Raw genomic sequence first — 18,942 nt, forward strand, 5'->3', positions numbered from 1 at the left:
CACAAGAAATCACGATTACCGCAGATGCTACTGGGCTCAATGGCGGCGAGTATTCTGCAGATATAGTCATAGAAAGTAATGACCCAGAAAATCCTACTTTAACTATTCCTTACACACTCACTGTGACTGGATCACCAAATATGGAAGTCAATACGAGCGAACTTGACTTTGGAGATGTATTCGTAGGTCGTGAAGTCAGTCTATTACTGCAGATTACCAATACTGGAACAGAAACCCTTGAGGTTTCCAATTTGATCATTAATGATGCAAATTATAGTACTGATGAAAATTCATTTTCTGTTGCTCCTGGTGAGTCCAGTATGATTGAAATATTTTATGAACCACAATCAGAGGGGAGCCATAGTGCCATTTTGAATATTGAGAGTAATGATCCTAATCAAGAAACTCTCACTGTCGAGTTATCAGCTTCAGGAGTTGTTCCTCCAGAAATAGTGGTGCAAACCACAGTGATAGAGACAGTAATATTACCAGGTGACTACAAAGCAAAATATTTAACCTTTTCAAATGTTGGACAAGCTGATCTTGAATGGACGGCAACTTTAGACTTCCTTAGTGATGATACTTCATGGTTATATTTATTTGAGCAAACGGGTTCATTATCTCCAGGTAGCGACAAGAGCATTGGTATCGGGATAGAGGCTCGATATTTGATTAATGGATTCTATCATGCCTCAATTTTAATTTATTCTAATGACCCAAGCAATCCACTAGAAGTGATCAACCTGGAATTAGAAGTGACAAACCAGAATATATTACGTCTAGGATATGAGCAAGTTGAAGTAGAGGCATCCGTCACAAACGTAACCATACCTATAGAAACGAATCAATATGACGTTCAGGTCTCATCAGTTAGCAACTGGATAGCGTACGAAAATCATCAGGATGAAGTAATTGTATCTTTTACAATAAATTCCTCTACTTCATCTAGAAATGCGAGTATTGAAGTGACTGCTGGTGAAGCTTCAGCCACTTGTACAATTATACAGAAGGCAAACACTGTATTGGATGTCAGTCCAGAAAACAGTTCTAATCTTAATTTATTTCCTAACCCAAACTATGGAGAGTTGAATATTTCATCAACAGAGATAGCTTCGCTTGAGTTAATGGACGTATCTGGAAAGAGCTATGAGCTGGATTATGTCAAAGATGCTGAAGTAATCAGAGTGAATCTCACCCAATTGAACAACGGGATCTATTATGTTAAAATAGCTATGAATGATGGGACTGTGGAAATCAAAAAAGTGATTCTTCAGAAGTAATCAATACAAGATCACTTCCCGATACAGAAAGTTCTTTCTTTTGATTATCAATTAGTTAAGAGTCTTAGGGTACAAATGAGGTACAAGCGAACTCCTATTTTTGACTATTTTTCTTTGTTTTTGCCTCGATTTGGCCGATTTCAGCCGTTTTTTGGCACAATATATGAAATCTGTGTTTTTGGCTAAAATCATGGTGCCTGATTATCCTTTATTAATAGCCAAGATAAGCTAATTCAAGCTGTCTTTTTCCTTCCTTTTCCCAAACCTACCCAAACTAGGAACCTATAAAAATCAAGTTCGAAATATTGCAAACAGAATCTAAAATAAGTATGCAATGGATAACCCTTTTCAAGAATTGTATGAGCGCCTCGATAGGATCGAAGGCCTCCTGGTAATTGTCAAAGACAACAAAGCTTCTGAGTCGGAAGACGAAGAAGAGCGCCTGTTGAATGTTCGGGAGGCAGCACGCTACCTGGGCGATGCAGTGGCCACACTCTATGGCCGGACCAGCAAGAATGAAATCCCATTTTATAAGCGTGGTAAGAAGGTCTATTTCAAAAAATCTGAGCTATTGGCATGGATCGAGGAAGGCAGAGTCAAGAGCCAATCTCAAATCATGGATGAGACTGCACTCCGGACGAATAAATGATTTGGTACTAAATGAATACTGAAAGTCATGAGCTTGCAAATGGTTTGAAGGTATTTGTAATGGTTTGAATCTGGATGAAAGGATTTGAATCTAATGAACCACTCAGTTTACCAAATCATTAAGCTTTAGCCGCTTTCAGAACGGTTTTTACTGTAATGTGTAAGGATGAAATCAAGTGGTTGAAACGATCCTTTTCATTTCCTAACCTTACCAAAAGCGCATATAACTATGGACGAAATAATAGCAACCCCTATGAGCTTATCAGAGTTGGCCAACGCCTATGATATCAGCAATAAGATTATGAAAAAGTGGCTCGCTCCCTATCAAAAAGAGATTGGCAAAAGAGTAGGTATTCTTTACACGCCAAAACAAGTCATGAAGATCTACGAATGCCTGGGCTACCCTCCATATCTCGATGTGAAATGAAAAGCTTCGATCAGGCAAACGAACACTTTGAAAAAGCAGTGAGGAAGCTCCAGGAAAACCTACAGTACCTGGCCGACCAGGGCAAGGTCAGCGATCGATTTCTAAACATGCAAAATAACATTTTGAAAACACTCATCAACTACCAACATGAAGTAATGAATACTCTGAATGCCTATGAGCAGCTGGCCATTGATCTATCCTTGAAAAACTCAATGGAATACAAGAAGCTACTTGATGCAAAAGAAAGCTTTGAAGCGATTTGTATTATCCATGGTATCATGGATTTTCCATGTTGGTTGGCGAAAGGAAAGAGGTACTTGATTTGCGAGGCAGTAAGTCATTATCGCAATGGTGAAACACAACTCTCCTCCACTGTTATGGAGTTGGTCAATGAGCTCCCAGCTCATGAACGTGATCTCCTGTGGAGTATTTTAAATAAGAAGGCTGAGGCCAAATGGGAAAGTGAGCTCCGCGCGCTTGGTATTGAAATCAAAGCCTATGCTTGAGCATCAGGAAGTCCAAAAGAATGTCAATGGCAAAAAGAAGAAACACCAGATTCTTGAAGTCAAGGATTACCTTGATCTGAAATATGAGTTTCGAAGAAACGACCTCACATTGGAGGTAGAATACCGAAAAGTTGAGGATAAGAAATTTCAGGTACTTGATGAAGCACGGATCAATTCGATCTGGATAGAGCTGCAGGTAGATGGTTTCAAAATATCGGATGCAGTGCTTATCAAAATATTAAACTCGCATCTGGTTAACAATCATCATCCGCTAAAGTCCTATTTTGATAGCTTGCCTAAACATGACGGAATAGATTACATTCAGAAACTTGCAGATAGCATTGAAATAGATGACGCTGCAGTCGAGAATATTCATCTGAAGGATCTCTGGAAACCTTATCTTGAAAAGTGGCTGGTAGGAAGCGTAGCGACTGTACTAGGTAAAGGAACGAACCAACTCTGTTTGATTCTGGCCGGAGGTCAGGGAGTTGGGAAAACGACCTGGCTCAATAAGCTCTGTCCTAAAGGGCTTGAAGACTTTCTCGTCTGTTCGCATATCAATCCTTCTCTCACTGATAACACTACAGCCAATTACCTGGCCGAAAAATGGTTTGTGAATATTGATGACCAGCTGGAAACGATCTTTGGCAAGGACTTCAACAGTATGAAGGCCATCATCACCGCTCCATTTGTGACAAATCGGAAGACCTGGCACAAGTTCAGCCGAAAGCGTGATCGGGTCTGCAGCTTTATGGGTAGTGTGAACAATACCCAATTTCTAACAGATACTGAGAATAGAAGATACCTAGTCTTTAAAGTTAGAAAGGTTCATTTTGAGCATAAAGTGGAAATGGTCAAAGTCTGGTCACAGGCCTTGCATTTACTGGAGCAAGGATTTACCTATTGGTTCCAGCAAGAGGAAATGCGAGTACTCAATGTGGTCAACAATATGTTCAGGCAAAGCTCTCCGGAGGAGGACTGGCTGATCCGATTGTATGAACCTTGCACAGCTGATAATCCACAAGCTACTTTTCTAATGCCCTCCGAAATCCTCACCAAACTCAATGCCTACTCCAATATGAAGCTTTCGATCAGAAAGCTGAACATGGCCATGGAAAAGCTAGGCTTTACCAACAAAGTATCTAAGCGGATCCACGGGCAACCTCGATACGTCCATCCTGTTATCGAACACCTGACTGGCTCAGACACGCAATATCAACACGATCTTCGCTCAGAAGTCTAGTAGTTGCTTCGACTCCATTTTACTACCATTTCATAGCTGTCATTCCTCCATATGAGTAAATCAGTTGCTTTTTGTAAGTGATTGATTATTAGCATATTTACACGATTAGGAGGTTCTCCTTTTAAGATTCTTGAAATCTCTTTACTACAATACTACTTTTTATATTAAATAATTGAATATCAATAGATTGAATGTAGTAGTAAGTGTAGTTGAAACGTAGTAGCAGTAGTTGTTGTAGTTATGTAGTTGGATCGATTTTGAAATACTGCAATCATGCACTATCCATGCCTAGTATATGGCTTTGGTATGCTTCTACTATACCTCACATAGCGTAGGTAGACAGCTTCTTTTGTCTATGTTGAGCCTCCTCATTCCCAAAGTGTACCAAAGTGGGAACCATGGTTTCTGGACTTCCGCATCTTGCCTGAAATCTAAATATTTTCAAAATGGCAAGACAAAAAGGAATTGTAAAACTGGAAGGAACCATCGGAGATGTTTCTTTCTACAAAACCTCCGATGGTTTTCTCGCTAGAGAAAAAGGAGGTGTGGACAAAGAGCGGATCAAGAATGATCCAGCTTTTCAACGTACCAGAGAAAACGGCAGTGAGTTTGGCAGAGCCGGACGAGCTGGGCGTGTGCTTCGAACGGCCTTTAGGTTGTTGCTGCAGAATGCAGCTGACAAGAAGGTGACTAGTCGCCTGACAAAGGAGATGATTAAGGTGATCCAATCAGATCCTACAAATGAGCGTGGCAAAAGAACTGTCACTGATGGGGATATGGGCTTACTGAGAGGATTCGATTTCAATATTAATGGTAAACTGAGTGCAACACTCTTTACTCCGTATCAGGTGAATGTGGATAGAGTCGCTGGTGAACTTTCTTTGAATGTTCCGGCATTCGTGCCAGGCAATACGATCATTGGTCCTCAGGGAGCGACCCATGTTAAGATTGTATCAGCTGGTGCCGCCATTGACTATGAAGCGGAGACCTTTGAAGTGAGCGTCACCAAGACCAATGATATTGCACTGAGTAATCAACAAGAAGAGGCTATTGATTTGGTCAATGCTGTTCCGGCTAACAGCGAATTGGGCTTATTCATGGTATTGGGCTTGGAATTCGTCCAGGAGGTGAACGGTGAAATGTATCCTTTGAAAACTGGGAGTTTCAACCCGTTGGCATTAGTGGCCATCGATCAGGTTCCAGCTGCTTAATCATTTGTTTTATGGAACTGGTACTGACACGCAAGTATTTCCCGAAAGGAACAAATGGCAGGTTGACTTTTGGTACAGCTATCATTTGCTATACAATAGAACTTCCCTGGTGGGATAACCAACGGAATATCTCTTGTATCCCTGAAGGGGATTACGTGTTGGCTAAGAGACATTCAGAAAAGCATGGTTTTCATATTATCGTCAAAGATGTTCCTGGAAGAGATGGAATTTTATTTCACCCTGCAAACAATGCTTTGAAAGAATTGGAAGGATGTATTGCTCCAGTCAGTGTGCTGACTGGTCCAGGTACTGGAGATTCTTCCCGAATCGCCTGTGACAAATTGAATGCTCATGTTTTTAGTGCCAAGCACTTGCGTGAAGATGTGTTCCTAAAAATTATTAGTGATGGAGGTAGTTAAGCTGGAAATCATTCTGAGTGGGGCTCTTACTGTTATGGTTGGACTGGTTGCTTATTTTCTAAAGCAATTGGTTTCCGATTTTAAGAAAGTGGAAAGTGACCTCACTCAAGTGAAGAATACAACAGAGATCATCCGAACTGAAAGTAAGGGGATGAATGATCTCATACATCAGCGGATTGACTTTCTGGAAAGAAGGGTCAATCGATTAGAAAATCAAACTTTTAATGAATCATGAAAAAATCAATTAAAGACTTAGGGATCGTCCAAAGGATGAAATCCCCAACTCCAAAATTCTTCCGGGTACTAAGGAATATTGGTCTTGCATTGGCAGCAGCTAGTGGTGCAGTGTTAGCCGCTCCGATTGCTTTGCCTGCTGCTTTAGTTACGGCAGCTACTTATGTGGCGGTCGCTGGTGGAGTGCTTACAGCTGTAAGTCAGGCCACGGTGGATGAGGAGGAGTTCAATCTTGATCAGGCCGTCAAGAATTTGTAAGGGTGGTCACAGCATTGCATCAAGGCAGGATTCGAAAGGGTTCTGCCTTTTTTATTCCCTATCATTATTATTTCCCAAAAGAGAAGAAAGAAAAAGAACCCACCGAAGCAGGCAAGAAAAAGAAAAAAGAGAAAGCGATTGCCCAGGCTGGAAGGAAGAAATGCAAGGAGGAACGGAATAAATGGATTGTGTGATGGGTTGAGGGTTTATGCCGTAGTTCCTTGCTTTTCTATGCGGGTTGGTTTGTGTGACAGCCTAACTTGGCGGCCTCTTTTTTGTTTGACATTCATCATCAGCCAATGTGGTTCTCCATTTTATGATCATTTAAATACTGATTTAATCGATCATATTTAAGGTCTTTCAGCTTATTCTTCTGCCTTAAAGTGTCGATCATTTGTCTTAATGATCTGTTCAACCCGTCTTTAGAAACCATATTGTTAAACCATTCTAGACCGTTTGTATTGGGGGTATCAGAAAACTTCTTGGTGTAGGTTATAATATCAACCAATCCGGATTCTGGAATTATATCCCAGGTAATGCATAGCATATTTATGGCTGATAGTAGTTCCTGGTTAAAAGGGTTGAGTTTACCAAAATTATCTGAGCCTTTGGATAAGCCTGTACTTGATGAAGAACCATTGCTATCAATAGCTAACGGATTAAAAAGAGTAAGAGCTTTGTGATTAATGATGTCCAAAAATTCATTGGCACAGTGAGTACCGACAAAGAAGTACTTCGGTTTAATATTGTAGTCTCCTCTTGGTCGATACGAAAAAATGTAGTATTTGTCATCCAAAGGCCCGCAACAACCTTCTTTGGTTTGACCTTCCAGAAGTTGAATGTAGTTTACTGGCTGGATATAGTACTGACTACAAATTTCTTCCTTTCTTTTTCTAGTTCTGCAATTCATATTGATTGATAATTCCTGTATGTATTAAGTTAGGTCGGGAACGCAGGAAAACCAAAAACGGCTGGGCGAAGGCTGTGGAACGTAGTGTAATAGACGAACGACCAAGCCAGCCGGAGAGAGCCTTTGGTTGGGGATGTGGGCAGGAAGGTGAACGTAGGCTTGCGAGCCGCCTGCGAGTGGAGCAAGGGTGCCAGGCCGAGAATTCCGCTTATGGCGGATGAAGGACTGGCTATGTGTGAAGTGGAATGCAGGGCTTTTGTAATTTTTTCAATCTTCACAAAAGCCCGGAGTGGAACGGAACTACACAAAGGCTGGCGTGATTTTTTGCCTTTTGCGCATTGGCCTGGTATAAGCGATGGATTGTGCCATGGATACCATAGGGTTGATGCAAAAAGCATGACAGCCTGCAGCCCGCAGCGACCCGCAGGCGAGCACAAACACTGGCAGCCGGTGGATGCGTTGCGGCTGAACGGAACGAAGCGTAGCGAAGAGTAGAGAGGCGGCAAAAGCAGACAGAGTAGGCTGCCGTGAGGATGACAACCGAGATGCAAGCAGCATGACAGGCTCGGAGCTTCAGCAGAGACCTGCAAGGCGGCATAGCTTATTTTCTGTCCTTTTAAAAAGATAACTCTTCCAGAAAATGTGCTGTGATGGCCTGGAATGATGCTATGCCGAGGGCGAAAGACGAACACCGCTTTTCCTGCGTGTTGGGGTGCGGTGGGAAAAAGTAAGTGTGGCACGGTATGGAATGCATCCCGATAAAGATCGGGAGGAATGGAGTAACGGGCTACTCTTGCTGTGGGTTCCTGGAGGCTTGTAAGTGCAGCGCAGCGGAATGAGCAGGCTGGAGGATGGGAATGGGCGGACTGTCAATCTCCTTAAAAAGGGATAACCTTAATATCCGATCTTAATAGTTTATGCTGCAAAGTAATTTATATTAACAAACACGTGATGAATCACAGTTTCATTTTCATGTACAGATCGTGCAATCCTAATGGCTGAATTCTGATAATTGAACAATGAAGTTACGTTCTCACAAGCTTCATACTCATACCCGATTGGATATTCTGCACTAGGTATTATGCTACTGATATATTTTTGCCAATTCTTTTTAGACTTATCCTTTGGATCTAAATCATAAACTAGAATAATGAAATTTTCTCTTTGGTGGTAATAATTAAAAATCTTTTCTAAATGACTTTTTGCAGGAGCTGGAGTTCTATATACAAAAGCTTCACAGACACAAAACAGTTCTTTATTAGCATCATGAATTGGCAAATCCCTTTCTCCTGGTTGCTTTTTTGTAGTCTTGTTTTTAGGATCGGAAAATGCTCCTCTAGATTGTGCTCCAACATACCAACCCCATGGATTTATTCTTGAATCCAAACCCAGCTCAATTATATCGTTGTACTTGTCTTCACTTCCTATATCAGATATAGAAACAACCTTGTCGAGCATTCTACTGGCAGCTCTCGCAACTTCTTTAGTCAGAAATGCTCCAAGAGTCCTATTACCATTTACATATTCCGGAAATATCTCAATTAGCTTAGAGGGAGGACTGGTAAAAATTCTTTTGTAGTATGCATTGAGTAATTGAACATCGTCAATACCTCCAACTTTAGCTTTAAGTGTTTTAATGAACTCAATTCCTTCATCTCCTGAAAATTGATGATAATTTTCAGCTTCATCCAGAATCATTGAAGCCTCTTCTATTTTTTTTCTTTCAATGAGGCTTTCAATTTTCACTTCAAGGACATCCGGTAACAATTGATATGGCATCTCCAATTCAGAAAAAACGCTATCCAATTCATCATGCTCGTCCAGTTTGAGCAGTATATATAATTTATTAGTAAAGAATGTTGCCCCTAAAGCCTCTATGTCTAGTTCTTGTTGTTGGGAGGAATATACTTTCCACTCTTCTAGAGCTTCTTTATAGATTTTTGAATCATCGCTGACTTTAGCTATATTAATTTTAGCTGCCATCTGATTTAATGCAAAAACAGCAAATTGAGGATATTGTTCACTCAATTGTTTGAATATGACATATGAGGATTTCGGATCTTTTTCCAGCCTTATTAATGCCCTGTAAAACTGCTTGTGATCACGATAGGACAGTCCTCTTACTGAATGGATTGGTGAGTCCGGTTCTTTAATGCTATTCAGTTCCTGTTCCTCATTCTGAAAGTAAGCCAACAGCATCTTGGTTTGATAAAGCTGAACCTCATATTCCCTGTTCTTTTTTGATACTTTCTTTTCCCAAAACTCAACTACCTGATTAATCTCATTAATCAATTGGGGATATTTGCTTATTTCAAGGAGGGTCTGTTGAACCTCTGGAATCCAACGAGTCTCTTCTAAAAAGGCTTTAATATCTGATTGTTGTATCTTCTCTATAAGTTTTTGTTTTACCCCTTCTGAAGTTACCCATTCTGCAATTGTTAATATTTTGACAATATCCTGCGTTTCTATGATGGCCTGAATAATTTGTTCTTTTCCGGAAAACCAATTTAACGCCCTGGCTACTTGTGGAAGTAACGCTTCTTTTTCAGAGTTCTTAAAAGCCAACTCTTTGTTATAATCAAACAGATCAACACGCCCTTCTTCCGGCACATCCTTGATATGACTTTTTAAATAATCAATAATCTGCTGTTCTACTCTTGATTTTATTTCCTGAATTTCATCTTTTTCAAAGCCGTAAGGAATGCTTGGCAACACCAATTGTCGAAGGACTTGAAGCAATACCCCAATGTGAGTTCTTAATTTATCAGCGGTGAAATGATTCTCTTTATTGTAGAATTCCGAAGTGGAGTCAAAATAAAATCGAGGTTCAAGAAAACTATTCAGCTTCTGTTGTTTATAAATGAAGTAAATAGGATAAATCCATTCAATGTATTCCAGTCTTTCAATTTTCTCGCTCCATAGGGGTAGCCCCTTTTCTTCTTTCTTCTCGAAGAAATTGTATTTTTCTATTTTTGTAACCTCTACGCGTTCAATATAAAGCTTGAAAAAAGAATTAGTGAGTGTATTTAAATCTGGAGGCTTGATCTCAAACTGACTTTTGTACTTCCAGTAAGTAGAGCATTTCATCAACCATGACAGCCCACCCCACTGAAGCATAGGAAAATTCACTGTTCCATTATTATGCCGTGTTTTGGATGGTAGATTGATGAAAAGTTGTACCAGCTCATTAAACAATCTGGGGAATAGAAATTGATTACTTACTCCGTGCACTCTATAATTATGTAGGGAGCTATCTTCAATCAAAGAAAGCACTGCTTTTTCTTTTTCTACTTTCTGTTTTTGACTTAATTTTTCTGCATGCTTCTGTCGGTTGTATGGTATATCATATTTTTGGGAATTAAGTTGTCTGTAAATCTGAAAGATTAACATAGAAGCAACACCATTCTTCACAACTGAACGAATTGAAAAAAGAGCCAGTTCCATGGATTTTGACCAGAGCTTTTTGTGGATTGTTTCTTTGTCTTCATGCAGTAGGTACTCGCCAATTCTATCAATGAATTGAAAAGCTAAGGAGGTGTATTGAGCGTCTTTTATTAGATAGGGTATAAACTCCCTTCGACACATGATAACAAAACATTTTATTTCCCAAAGCAGAGTTGGCTTGGTCAATGATTTTTCGAGAAGTTCGAAAATTCTTCGACAATGATAAATATTAGGATTGTCCTGATCTTCTGTATCCTCTCTCTCCAATTCATAATCATGAGTAACAATTACCTTTATTAGAAAAGAAAGTTCATCTCTTGAACTTTGCCCATGCAGATAGGTAGTATGAGCTTTTTCTTCCCAGTTGGCTAAACTTTCGAATAATTCAAAGTGATCTGTATTGTTTAGTGAAAAATCATCGTACTCTTCACGGCTATGGAATAAAGTTTGAACTTCACGTGAACCAATGTCTCCATCAATATTAACCTTTTTGAACTCTGATTCCGTTCCATCCAAATCGGACTCACTAATCACAAGATTACAAGCTGCATCTAAGAACTTCTTTTTTGATTGATCAATTACATGACTCAAAAAATTCGAGGACCATTCCCAATAGAGTATTTGTCTGAGAAGTCTTTTTACTCTTTCTTGGTCGTCAGAAAAACCATCATCCTCAACTAATAATTGCCAGTAAAAAGCAGTGATATGATCACTTAAGGTTGACCAGTAGCTGATCTTGACATTATGAAAATTTAAATAGTAGAACTCTCCCTTTTCTTTAATAAGTTGTTCTTCAACTAATTTTTTAATCGAGGCTGTTTTTGTATAAAATTGTTTATAAGTCTGGTGAAGCTCTTGAAAATCACTTTTAATAATTTTCAGTCCCTTGTCCTCATGGACAGATATACTTTCCTTGTATGCGGCAAGGAATTGAAAATCCTCCCAGTGCTCAAGGTAAGGCTTGAAGTAATAGTTGATATTGGAAATTTCTACATGATCATCAGATAAAGAAAGCCATCTGGATTCGAATAATCCCTTTTCGTCTAAAACCAGATTGTTTCGTTTTTCATATTCACTTCTTATTTCGTCAAATTCTGTTTTAGGTAATTTCTCTTTGCCTTCTTTACCTTCAGCAAATTCTTCAAACAGAAACTTTAATTCATTCTTGAAATCGGATATTCCACTAAAAGTGTGACAAGCAGAAGATACTGTCCCAGCTATTTTTATATTGCCCAGGACATTTCTCAACCAGTATTTTTGAAAGAGGGTGTCTATATCGATTTGTTTACCACTTCGCTCTTCATAGTCTTTTTTGAACTGGTTGAATTCTTCTAATGTAAGCTCTTGTTCCTTGGGTTTTGCCAGATGAATAGCTTTTGCAAAGAACAATGAGGCGTTCCATTTAAAATTTTCTTCTATAGCCTTTTGATCTGCATGATTAATACTTCTATCAATGGTATGGGTTGATATATAACTTATTAATTCCTTGAACTTTTCCTGTTGATCATAATTCATATTCTAAGCTATTTACAGTGTTGAATCAAATGCCATTTTTAACATTGAATAAGGAATTGTGGTGATTTATGAAATCATTTGAAAGTTCATGCCTTTTCAATTTAAGTGAATTGCGTTCTAATCGAATTGCTTTTAAGTCTAACTGAACATGATGATTGGGGCAAACACATATCATATTGTCAAGTCGATCTTTCCCATTATACGGTTTTCCTAGTGGCACTATGTGGTGTGCTTCTGAATAGAATCGTTTGTTACCTAAAGCTATCTTAGTGCCACATATTTGGCATGTATTGTCATAAAGCTTTTTAAGTCGATCGACTAAAGGCTTTTTCCTGAGAATGGTATTGACTTCTCTCAAAACTCTTACAGTTTCTTCAAAGCTGTCCTTAATTGTATCTTGAGAATCAATTCCTATAATTAACCTCTGTTCAAATGCGGTGAACTTTCGATATTCATCTAAGCTCTCTATACCATCTTTAATAAACAGATCTTTATTCGATTGCAAGTAGCGATGACTTGAATAGAGTTTTTCATTTTGGAATACTATATATCCGTTTTTATCAAAAAGAACTCCGGGGAATTTTTTCAGATTATGGTACCACTTTCCACTTTCATGATACAAAGCATGTTTGGCCTCTATTCTTAGGAGTTTGTTAAGATACTTTCCATCCATGTAGATTACTTGAATATGGAATATAATGCTAGAATCAAGCCTCCAAGAGTCGCTACCCAGCCAATTAAGTTGAATACGGGATGAGAGATGACATCCAAAAACATAGCATATCGATTTTTGTTCTGTATCGTAAGTTTCCTATTAATAAGTTTTTTAACTGCCTTCTTTAGGAATTCTACTTTACAATCCACTGAATCAATCACAGATTTAAAGTTCTTAGATTCAAATTCACTTGATTCAATCTCCTTAGCGAGATAAACAGGTTGTTCTACCCCTGAATTGTTGGAAGTCATCAGTTCCTTAAATTGATCTGGTCCATTGACGAATCCTTCTCCATACATGCCTTCTAAGATTATGTATAGGCTGTGTTTACTATGTGAAGGGATTTCATGGTAATCATTTAGCCCTTCAAATAATTTCTCATACCTATGCTTTATAGCCTCAAACCCAAAATGAATGTTTTTCATATCCCAGTGAACCCAAATGCAGTGATCATGTCTTTTGACAAAATCATTGAAGGATTTAAGAATGCGAAGTTCCAACTCTCTGTAAGAGTCCTGAATCTGATCTTTAGGAATTCCAGCTTTATCTGCTTCGAAATGAATAGCAAATTGTTTATCTATCTTGTCATCAAGTGATTTAATTACAATTGAGGTGATTATTGGAGAAATGTTGCCGTAATCATCATCATATGTTTGACTCTGAGAGTAGTGGACACAAAGAACTTTGGAAGGATCTTCAACCAGTTTCCCCAAATTCTTTAAAGCAATTTTTCGGTCTTTATATGCTCCCATACTATCTCTTGACCTTTATATCGTGCTGAACCCTATTGGAGCACAAACGAACCTGGAAGCATTCTTGACAAGTTTTCTTTTCTTCTGTCCTAAGAAATCTTTCTGACCAAATCAAGTCGACTGCATCCCTAATTTTACTCTCAATTGAATTCAGATCAGATTCATATAATTTTTCAGGGGTTTTAACCTTGTTTTCACCTATTACATAGGTCATGATGTAATCCGCTATTTCTCCTGTCAATTCTCTGTGACCCAGAGCATAAAGCTTCAATTGATCTTTCGTAATTGGTAAATCGGCACTTTCTTCATCACTTTTAAACTCAATAATGGTAGTCTCATATTTCCCATCACTACCCACTTTCTTTATCAAGTCAATTCTGCCTAAAACCAAAATGCTGTCATCGACTTTATATTGGATATCCTGCTCAACGAATTCTATATGAGAAAAATCATCCTTAGTATCCTCATAGTACTCTGTTACATTTTTTCTCACCTTATCCCATAGACGTGGTTTCAAAATAGTAGAGTTAGTCAAATAGGGGAAGTGTGTTTGTCTATCTACTACCTCGTTGACTTCTTCTTTACTCATTGATTCACCTTCCTTACCTCTCTTATGAAGCTCCATCAGGCAATTATGAAAAGATCGTCCTACTCCCATACGCTGATTTAATGGATAACGAAATCCAAAAACAGAAATAAGCTTGAACCGGTAAGGGCATTCAAAAATATCTTTGAGTGTGGTAAAATCTAAAGCAATATTTTTAACCTTTTCCTTGGACTGCTGATCGATTTTAGTAAAGCTCGAGAAGTCTTGCTTGTGATCTGAGATCAGAATTGGAAAAGAACCAATTTTTGCTCGAGTTAACTCCTGTATATAATCAGACTCTACTTTGTAGAGCCTATTATTAAGATCAGGTGCTTGAGATAAGAGAAGGAACTTTTGACTTCTAGTTAGAGCTACATAAAGGAGCCTTCTTTCGTCTTCCTTGTCTGGATCACCCTCATATCTAGATTGCTCTTCAATTAATTCTCTATCCAAGAAATGCCAAACATTTAAACCTCCTCTTTTTTTAGAAGGCAAGTAGTTATTATTTAAACCAGGTATTAATACTACCGGAAATTCCAATCCTTTTGCCTGATGGATGGTCATTATTTGAACGGCATTTGGTGTGGTATAAGGATTGTTTAGCCACCCCTCAGGATAGTAGTCTCTGGCTACATAATTGATAAAACTTAAAAAGCTGAACAAGTGAAAGCTTGGACTAGAGCTATTGAAATTAATCTCTTCAAAATCATTTATTACTTGACTGAATTTTCCAAGATTAAAGAACATGATTTCAGCCCTTTCTTTAGTTCTCTTATGAAGATCAGGGTCTGTATGATCAATGAATGAGTCTTCATATATTTCAGCAAGGCTTATGAAGTCCCAAAGAATATTTTGAAGTGAATATTCCCAATTAGTTTCGACTTCTGGCAGCTTCGGAAATTTTGTATCTAGGTCATTTAAGGCTATTTCAAGTCTATCATTATCAATATTGTTATTGGGAAGCTTTTGCCATAATTCCTTCAATTCCGATCTCTCCAAATCGCCATACAAGTAAGTAAATAAACCAAGGGCAGCTTCTATTTCTCTTGTTTCAAAGAGCTGGTTAACTCCAGCTGTGATATATGGAATATTATGCCTTTCAAGTGCCTCAACTATAGTTTCAGCCTTACTCCAAGTCCTTAGAAGGATACTGATATCAGAAAATGTAATACCACGAGTCTCTTCGTCATCCGTAAATGGCACACCTAAAATATTATCTATATAATTAGCTATAGCTTCATTTTCATCAGTCACAGAATCGTAACGGTTATAAAGAATGTCTTGACCTTTAGTGAAATTTTGTAGGCCGCCAGACTTCATCTCTTTATTTGGTATTCTCTTTTGGTTATTTGAAATTAGAGTCTCAGCTATCTTTGTTATACCATCGGAACTTCGATAATTGGTAGATAGTGGGATGCTTTTAGTCGCAGAATTGTCAAATTTCGATTCAAAATCAATGATGTAGCGATTATTACTTCCTCTCCATTGATAAATGTTTTGATCATCATCCCCAACTACAACGAGCTTACATTGACTTACTTCTTGAATCCTATTTATTAACCGTTCTTGGATTGGATTAATGTCCTGATATTCATCTACGATAAGGAATTTTAAATCACTCTTTATTCTAGCTGATAGGTTAGAGCTTGCCTCCATGCATTCCATGGCCTTTTCCATTATCATGGAAAAATCAAAGTACTTTTTGCTTTTAAGAGTCTTTTCGTACTGAGCCTTAGCTCGAGTTAGGTTTTCAGGAAGTTCCTGTCTATCGGACTCTCTGATGATGTCCATTATTTGGACAAATAAAGAAGTATCAATAAACCTCCTTAATGGAACAGTCGAGTTAGAGAGTTTCTTGACTTCTTTCATCCCAATTGTATCATAGTGCTTATCTATGAAAAGCTTGAGCTTTATTTCGTCAAGAACTGAGAAGCTCTGGTATTCATATTCATTTTCTTGAAGTGCCTTTAGACACCAACCATGAATTGTACCGATGTACATATTTGCCATACCCCGGTGATTCCCAACATTATTCAGAATTTTATTCTTTAATTCTGCTGCTGCTTTTTCAGTATAGGTAAATGCTATAATATTCTCAGGAGCAACATCGAATCCATTTATAGGATCAAGTAAATAAGCCACTTTACCTGCTACTGTAGTAGTCTTACCAGACCCTGCACAAGCAACAATTCTTAAATGCTTATCATTTGTGAGAATAGCATCTTGTTGATTTGGTGAATATTTGGATAAGTCTATCATTGAGTAGCGAATTATGGTATGCTAAGTGATCATGATAAGAACTCAGCAAACTGCTATGGTTAAGGAGTCTTAAAAATCAGTATTTTCTCTTTGCTCATTAGATCTGAAAAGTTGTTTCTACCAGGCATCCGTTTGCTTAATATGTCTCTTTCAAGGTCGGTGATAAGTTCTACCTCTTTTGTTCTCATAAGGTCTATTAGAATCAAGTCATTTTTGACGAGTCTTTTGTTGACATTGCGGTTACCAATTGTCCAAACCATAAAGGCTCCTTTGTGAAGCTTTGTCATCATGGTGTCTATTGACTTATCTAAGTCATGAAAGAAGTTGATAATTTTTCTGGCTTTCTTTTTTTCATCACTATCGAATAGCTCAAACAGTTGTTTCAGTGTTGGTGATGCTTTGAATAAACTCTCTTGTGTTTCCAGGAAATTAGGAATCATTTTGCCACCTAGACTATTTGAATCGATTTCCATTGTGGTCTTGAGGTAATTGAACTCAATATTTGGATCGATATCCTCGGAAGGAATCCATTGTAAGGGCAAAAAAGAGAATTGCCCATAAGTAACTGTAGTTTGATTGTCACCGTATGGCGGTGAAGTAACCAGCAAGTTGAATTTTTTATCAGTGTTCAGCTTTTTATGAGAATCCCCCCATACAACTTCGGCAGATTTCTTGTAATTATCATGTTCTATCAGATCATTTTCGAATAAAACGGAGCAATAATCATTGACATCTTTTATACTTCTTGTCACTATTGAGAAAAACATATCAATAGCGGACAAATCTCTGCTTTGGATCTCATCCAAAGACCTCATATGCAGTTTGAAAGTTGATGTTCTGTCATTACTTACCAAACGAACTACTTCAGCAAGTGCAACCCAAAAAAACTTTCTAATCTTCAAGGTAGGTTCCTGACAAATAGCTTGGTGAATTTTTGAGAGTTCAATCTGAACCTCCTCTTTGAACCATTTATCAATATTGTAAAAATGGACTTCACTAGAATTTGAAGTGTCAACATCTACTCTTACTCTTAACAACTCCTTTGCGTTTTCCAATTCAGCTAATGAATAATAACTGATTTTTACCTGGCTAATAAGAAGTGACAATGGGTTGATGTCTTGACCAAAAACGTTTAATCCATATTTCATGCCGGTGACAAGAGTGTTCGATGCTCCCATAAAAGGATCAATGAGAGACACTTCACCTGGAAAGGTTTCTGAAAGACTTTTGATAATAGGCTCTTGCACAGATGGCACCATCATAGCTGGATAATTCAGAATGCTTCGAGCGAAATCACCTCTATTATAGTTCTGGCCATTAAGCACTTCACTGCTTATTGCTCCTAATGTTTCTTTTATGTTTATATCAGATATTATCACCTTTGGTTAATTGTTGAAACGATCAGTTCCTTTACATCTACATTCAATGTATCCGCAATTTCTACTAAAGCTTCAAGCGAAGGTTGTCTTCTATTGGTACACCAAGTGGAAATCGTAGAAACATTCTTATTCATATTTTCAGCTAACCATTTATTCGTCTTGCCCTTCTCCGCTAAGACAGCCTTGAGTCTATTAATTGTCTTTTCAGCCATTTTAATTTGGATATTAAGCAAATATATCAATTAATGAAGGCGATAGCAAGCAGTTATTAAATGGGCGTTTGATTAATGATGGATCAAGTTTCTATTTACAAAAAGATACACAATTCATCCCCTTTTGAAAACGAAAACTACTGGCATTTCATACCTTATTCCTCCTAATCACCTCCACAATATCTTCGTACTCATAAAGGATCACGCCTGAAATTTTGGAGTGGGGTAGTATTCCTTTGTCACGGAGGTTGTGGAGAGTACCGGCACTTATACAGAGGAGGTCTTGTACGTCCTGGCTTCTGAGCCATTTGCGTTTTGGGGTTCCGTGGGTTTCGAATAAGTTCTTAATCTCCTGCAGGAGCTCTTCTTTGAAGAAGTATAGGTCTTCTGTGGTGACAACATTAGCTGGCATAGTCGGTTCATTTAAAAATAGCTATTAATGGTAAGTTCAAAAAAATGTTAAAATAATAACAGAAAGTGGGGTAAGTGCTTGGGGTGGTTGGGTTTGAGTAGAAGTCTTTTAAAATCAGGGAGTTACTTCTAAGCAAATTGAGACAAAAAAAGTAGAGGTGTGAAGGTGTCTGGATCCTGTATTCTTCCGGCATAGGTCAGCCAAGCAGGAATGACGGATGGAATTTAGAGGATGAACCCACCCCTTGCCCCTCCGAGGAGGGGAATTAGTCAAAGCCTTCTGAGAAAAATTCAGATGGAGTCATATCAAGTGCTTTGATGACTTTGAGTAGTGTGGTGTAACGGAGATCATTCCCTTTTTCATATCTGCCATATTGTACTCTATTGATACTGTTTTCGAAGGCAAATACTTCGTAACTGGTATAGCCTTTGGCTACTCTTAGGCTTTTGATGCGTTTTGCTAGTTTGTCTAACTCTATATCGAAATCAATTTCATTTTTGTCTCCTGGCATTATACAAAGCAAAGAGAGCAA

The 18,942-nt window shown here is 38.3% G+C and carries 19 protein-coding genes; 10 read left to right on the forward strand and 9 right to left on the reverse strand.

Going from position 1 to position 18,942, the window contains the following annotated elements; translation table 11 throughout:
* From B9A58_RS16655 to B9A58_RS16700, 10 genes are all read left to right on the forward strand, one after another.
* On the forward strand, positions 1-1,280 hold a 1,280-nt coding region (locus B9A58_RS16655), incomplete at its 5' end, for an Ig-like domain-containing protein (protein ID WP_139793951.1).
* Between the two features lie 334 nt (positions 1,281-1,614).
* On the forward strand, positions 1,615-1,929 hold the full coding sequence (locus B9A58_RS16660; protein ID WP_084374029.1) for a helix-turn-helix domain-containing protein: 315 nt from the start codon (positions 1,615-1,617) through the stop codon (positions 1,927-1,929).
* Positions 1,930-2,157: 228 nt separating this feature from the next.
* The gene (locus tag B9A58_RS16665; RefSeq protein ID WP_084374030.1) at positions 2,158-2,355 is read left to right on the forward strand and encodes a hypothetical protein; all 198 of its coding nucleotides are present in this window, start codon (positions 2,158-2,160) and stop codon (positions 2,353-2,355) included.
* Positions 2,352-2,861, forward strand: a complete 510-nt coding sequence (locus B9A58_RS16670) for a hypothetical protein (RefSeq protein WP_084374031.1) — start codon at positions 2,352-2,354, stop codon at positions 2,859-2,861. The genes B9A58_RS16665 and B9A58_RS16670 overlap by 4 nt, the downstream gene beginning before the upstream one ends.
* Entirely contained in the window at positions 2,854-4,104 is a 1,251-nt protein-coding gene (locus B9A58_RS16675) for a VapE domain-containing protein (RefSeq protein WP_084374032.1), read from the forward strand. The genes B9A58_RS16670 and B9A58_RS16675 overlap by 8 nt, the downstream gene beginning before the upstream one ends.
* A gap of 446 nt (positions 4,105-4,550) precedes the next feature.
* Positions 4,551-5,315: a hypothetical protein gene (locus B9A58_RS16680; RefSeq protein ID WP_084374033.1), complete on the forward strand. Its 765-nt coding sequence runs from the start codon at positions 4,551-4,553 to the stop codon at positions 5,313-5,315.
* An 11-nt stretch (positions 5,316-5,326) separates the two neighbouring features.
* Positions 5,327-5,734, forward strand: coding sequence for a DUF5675 family protein (locus B9A58_RS16685; protein ID WP_084374034.1), 408 nt, complete (start codon positions 5,327-5,329; stop codon positions 5,732-5,734).
* Positions 5,721-5,969, forward strand: coding sequence for a hypothetical protein (locus B9A58_RS16690; RefSeq protein ID WP_084374035.1), 249 nt, complete (start codon positions 5,721-5,723; stop codon positions 5,967-5,969). Before B9A58_RS16685 ends, B9A58_RS16690 begins: the two co-directional genes overlap by 14 nt.
* Before the next feature lie 35 nt (positions 5,970-6,004).
* Positions 6,005-6,226: a hypothetical protein gene (locus tag B9A58_RS16695; protein WP_317042075.1), complete on the forward strand. Its 222-nt coding sequence runs from the start codon at positions 6,005-6,007 to the stop codon at positions 6,224-6,226.
* A gap of 2 nt (positions 6,227-6,228) precedes the next feature.
* Positions 6,229-6,420: a hypothetical protein gene (locus B9A58_RS16700; protein WP_084374037.1), complete on the forward strand. Its 192-nt coding sequence runs from the start codon at positions 6,229-6,231 to the stop codon at positions 6,418-6,420.
* Between the two features lie 98 nt (positions 6,421-6,518).
* On the opposite strand, the gene B9A58_RS16705 is transcribed toward B9A58_RS16700, so the two are convergent.
* The 9 genes from B9A58_RS16705 to B9A58_RS16750 all read right to left on the reverse strand — a co-directional run bounded on the left by B9A58_RS16705 (position 6,519) and on the right by B9A58_RS16750 (position 18,921).
* Complete coding sequence (locus B9A58_RS16705) at positions 6,519-7,136, reverse strand: hypothetical protein (RefSeq protein WP_084374038.1); 618 nt, start codon at positions 7,134-7,136, stop codon at positions 6,519-6,521.
* Positions 7,137-8,051: 915 nt separating this feature from the next.
* Complete coding sequence (locus tag B9A58_RS16715; protein ID WP_139793952.1) at positions 8,052-11,171, reverse strand: hypothetical protein; 3,120 nt, start codon at positions 11,169-11,171, stop codon at positions 8,052-8,054.
* A 949-nt stretch (positions 11,172-12,120) separates the two neighbouring features.
* Positions 12,121-12,768 carry an HNH endonuclease gene (locus tag B9A58_RS16720; protein WP_084374041.1) on the reverse strand — a complete coding sequence of 216 codons (648 nt, stop codon included), beginning with the start codon at positions 12,766-12,768 and terminating at the stop codon, positions 12,121-12,123.
* 5 nt (positions 12,769-12,773) lie between these two features.
* Positions 12,774-13,562 (reverse strand): hypothetical protein, encoded by a 789-nt coding sequence (locus B9A58_RS16725; protein ID WP_084374042.1) that lies wholly within the window; start codon positions 13,560-13,562, stop codon positions 12,774-12,776.
* Between the two features lies 1 nt (position 13,563).
* Positions 13,564-16,407, reverse strand: a complete 2,844-nt coding sequence (locus B9A58_RS16730) for an ATP-dependent helicase (protein ID WP_084374043.1) — start codon at positions 16,405-16,407, stop codon at positions 13,564-13,566.
* 59 nt (positions 16,408-16,466) lie between these two features.
* A complete protein-coding gene (locus B9A58_RS16735) occupies positions 16,467-17,786 on the reverse strand; it encodes a hypothetical protein (RefSeq protein WP_084374044.1) in 1,320 nt (439 codons plus the stop codon).
* Complete coding sequence (locus B9A58_RS16740) at positions 17,783-17,998, reverse strand: helix-turn-helix transcriptional regulator (RefSeq protein WP_084374045.1); 216 nt, start codon at positions 17,996-17,998, stop codon at positions 17,783-17,785. Before B9A58_RS16740 ends, B9A58_RS16735 begins: the two co-directional genes overlap by 4 nt.
* A 148-nt stretch (positions 17,999-18,146) precedes the next feature.
* Positions 18,147-18,410 carry a helix-turn-helix domain-containing protein gene (locus tag B9A58_RS16745; protein ID WP_084374046.1) on the reverse strand — a complete coding sequence of 88 codons (264 nt, stop codon included), beginning with the start codon at positions 18,408-18,410 and terminating at the stop codon, positions 18,147-18,149.
* A gap of 265 nt (positions 18,411-18,675) precedes the next feature.
* Positions 18,676-18,921, reverse strand: a complete 246-nt coding sequence (locus tag B9A58_RS16750; protein ID WP_084374047.1) for a helix-turn-helix domain-containing protein — start codon at positions 18,919-18,921, stop codon at positions 18,676-18,678.
* Positions 18,922-18,942: the final 21 nt, after the last annotated feature.

The sequence above is a fragment of the Reichenbachiella faecimaris genome, assembly GCF_900176375.1.
Taxonomy (GTDB): domain Bacteria; phylum Bacteroidota; class Bacteroidia; order Cytophagales; family Cyclobacteriaceae; genus Reichenbachiella; species Reichenbachiella faecimaris.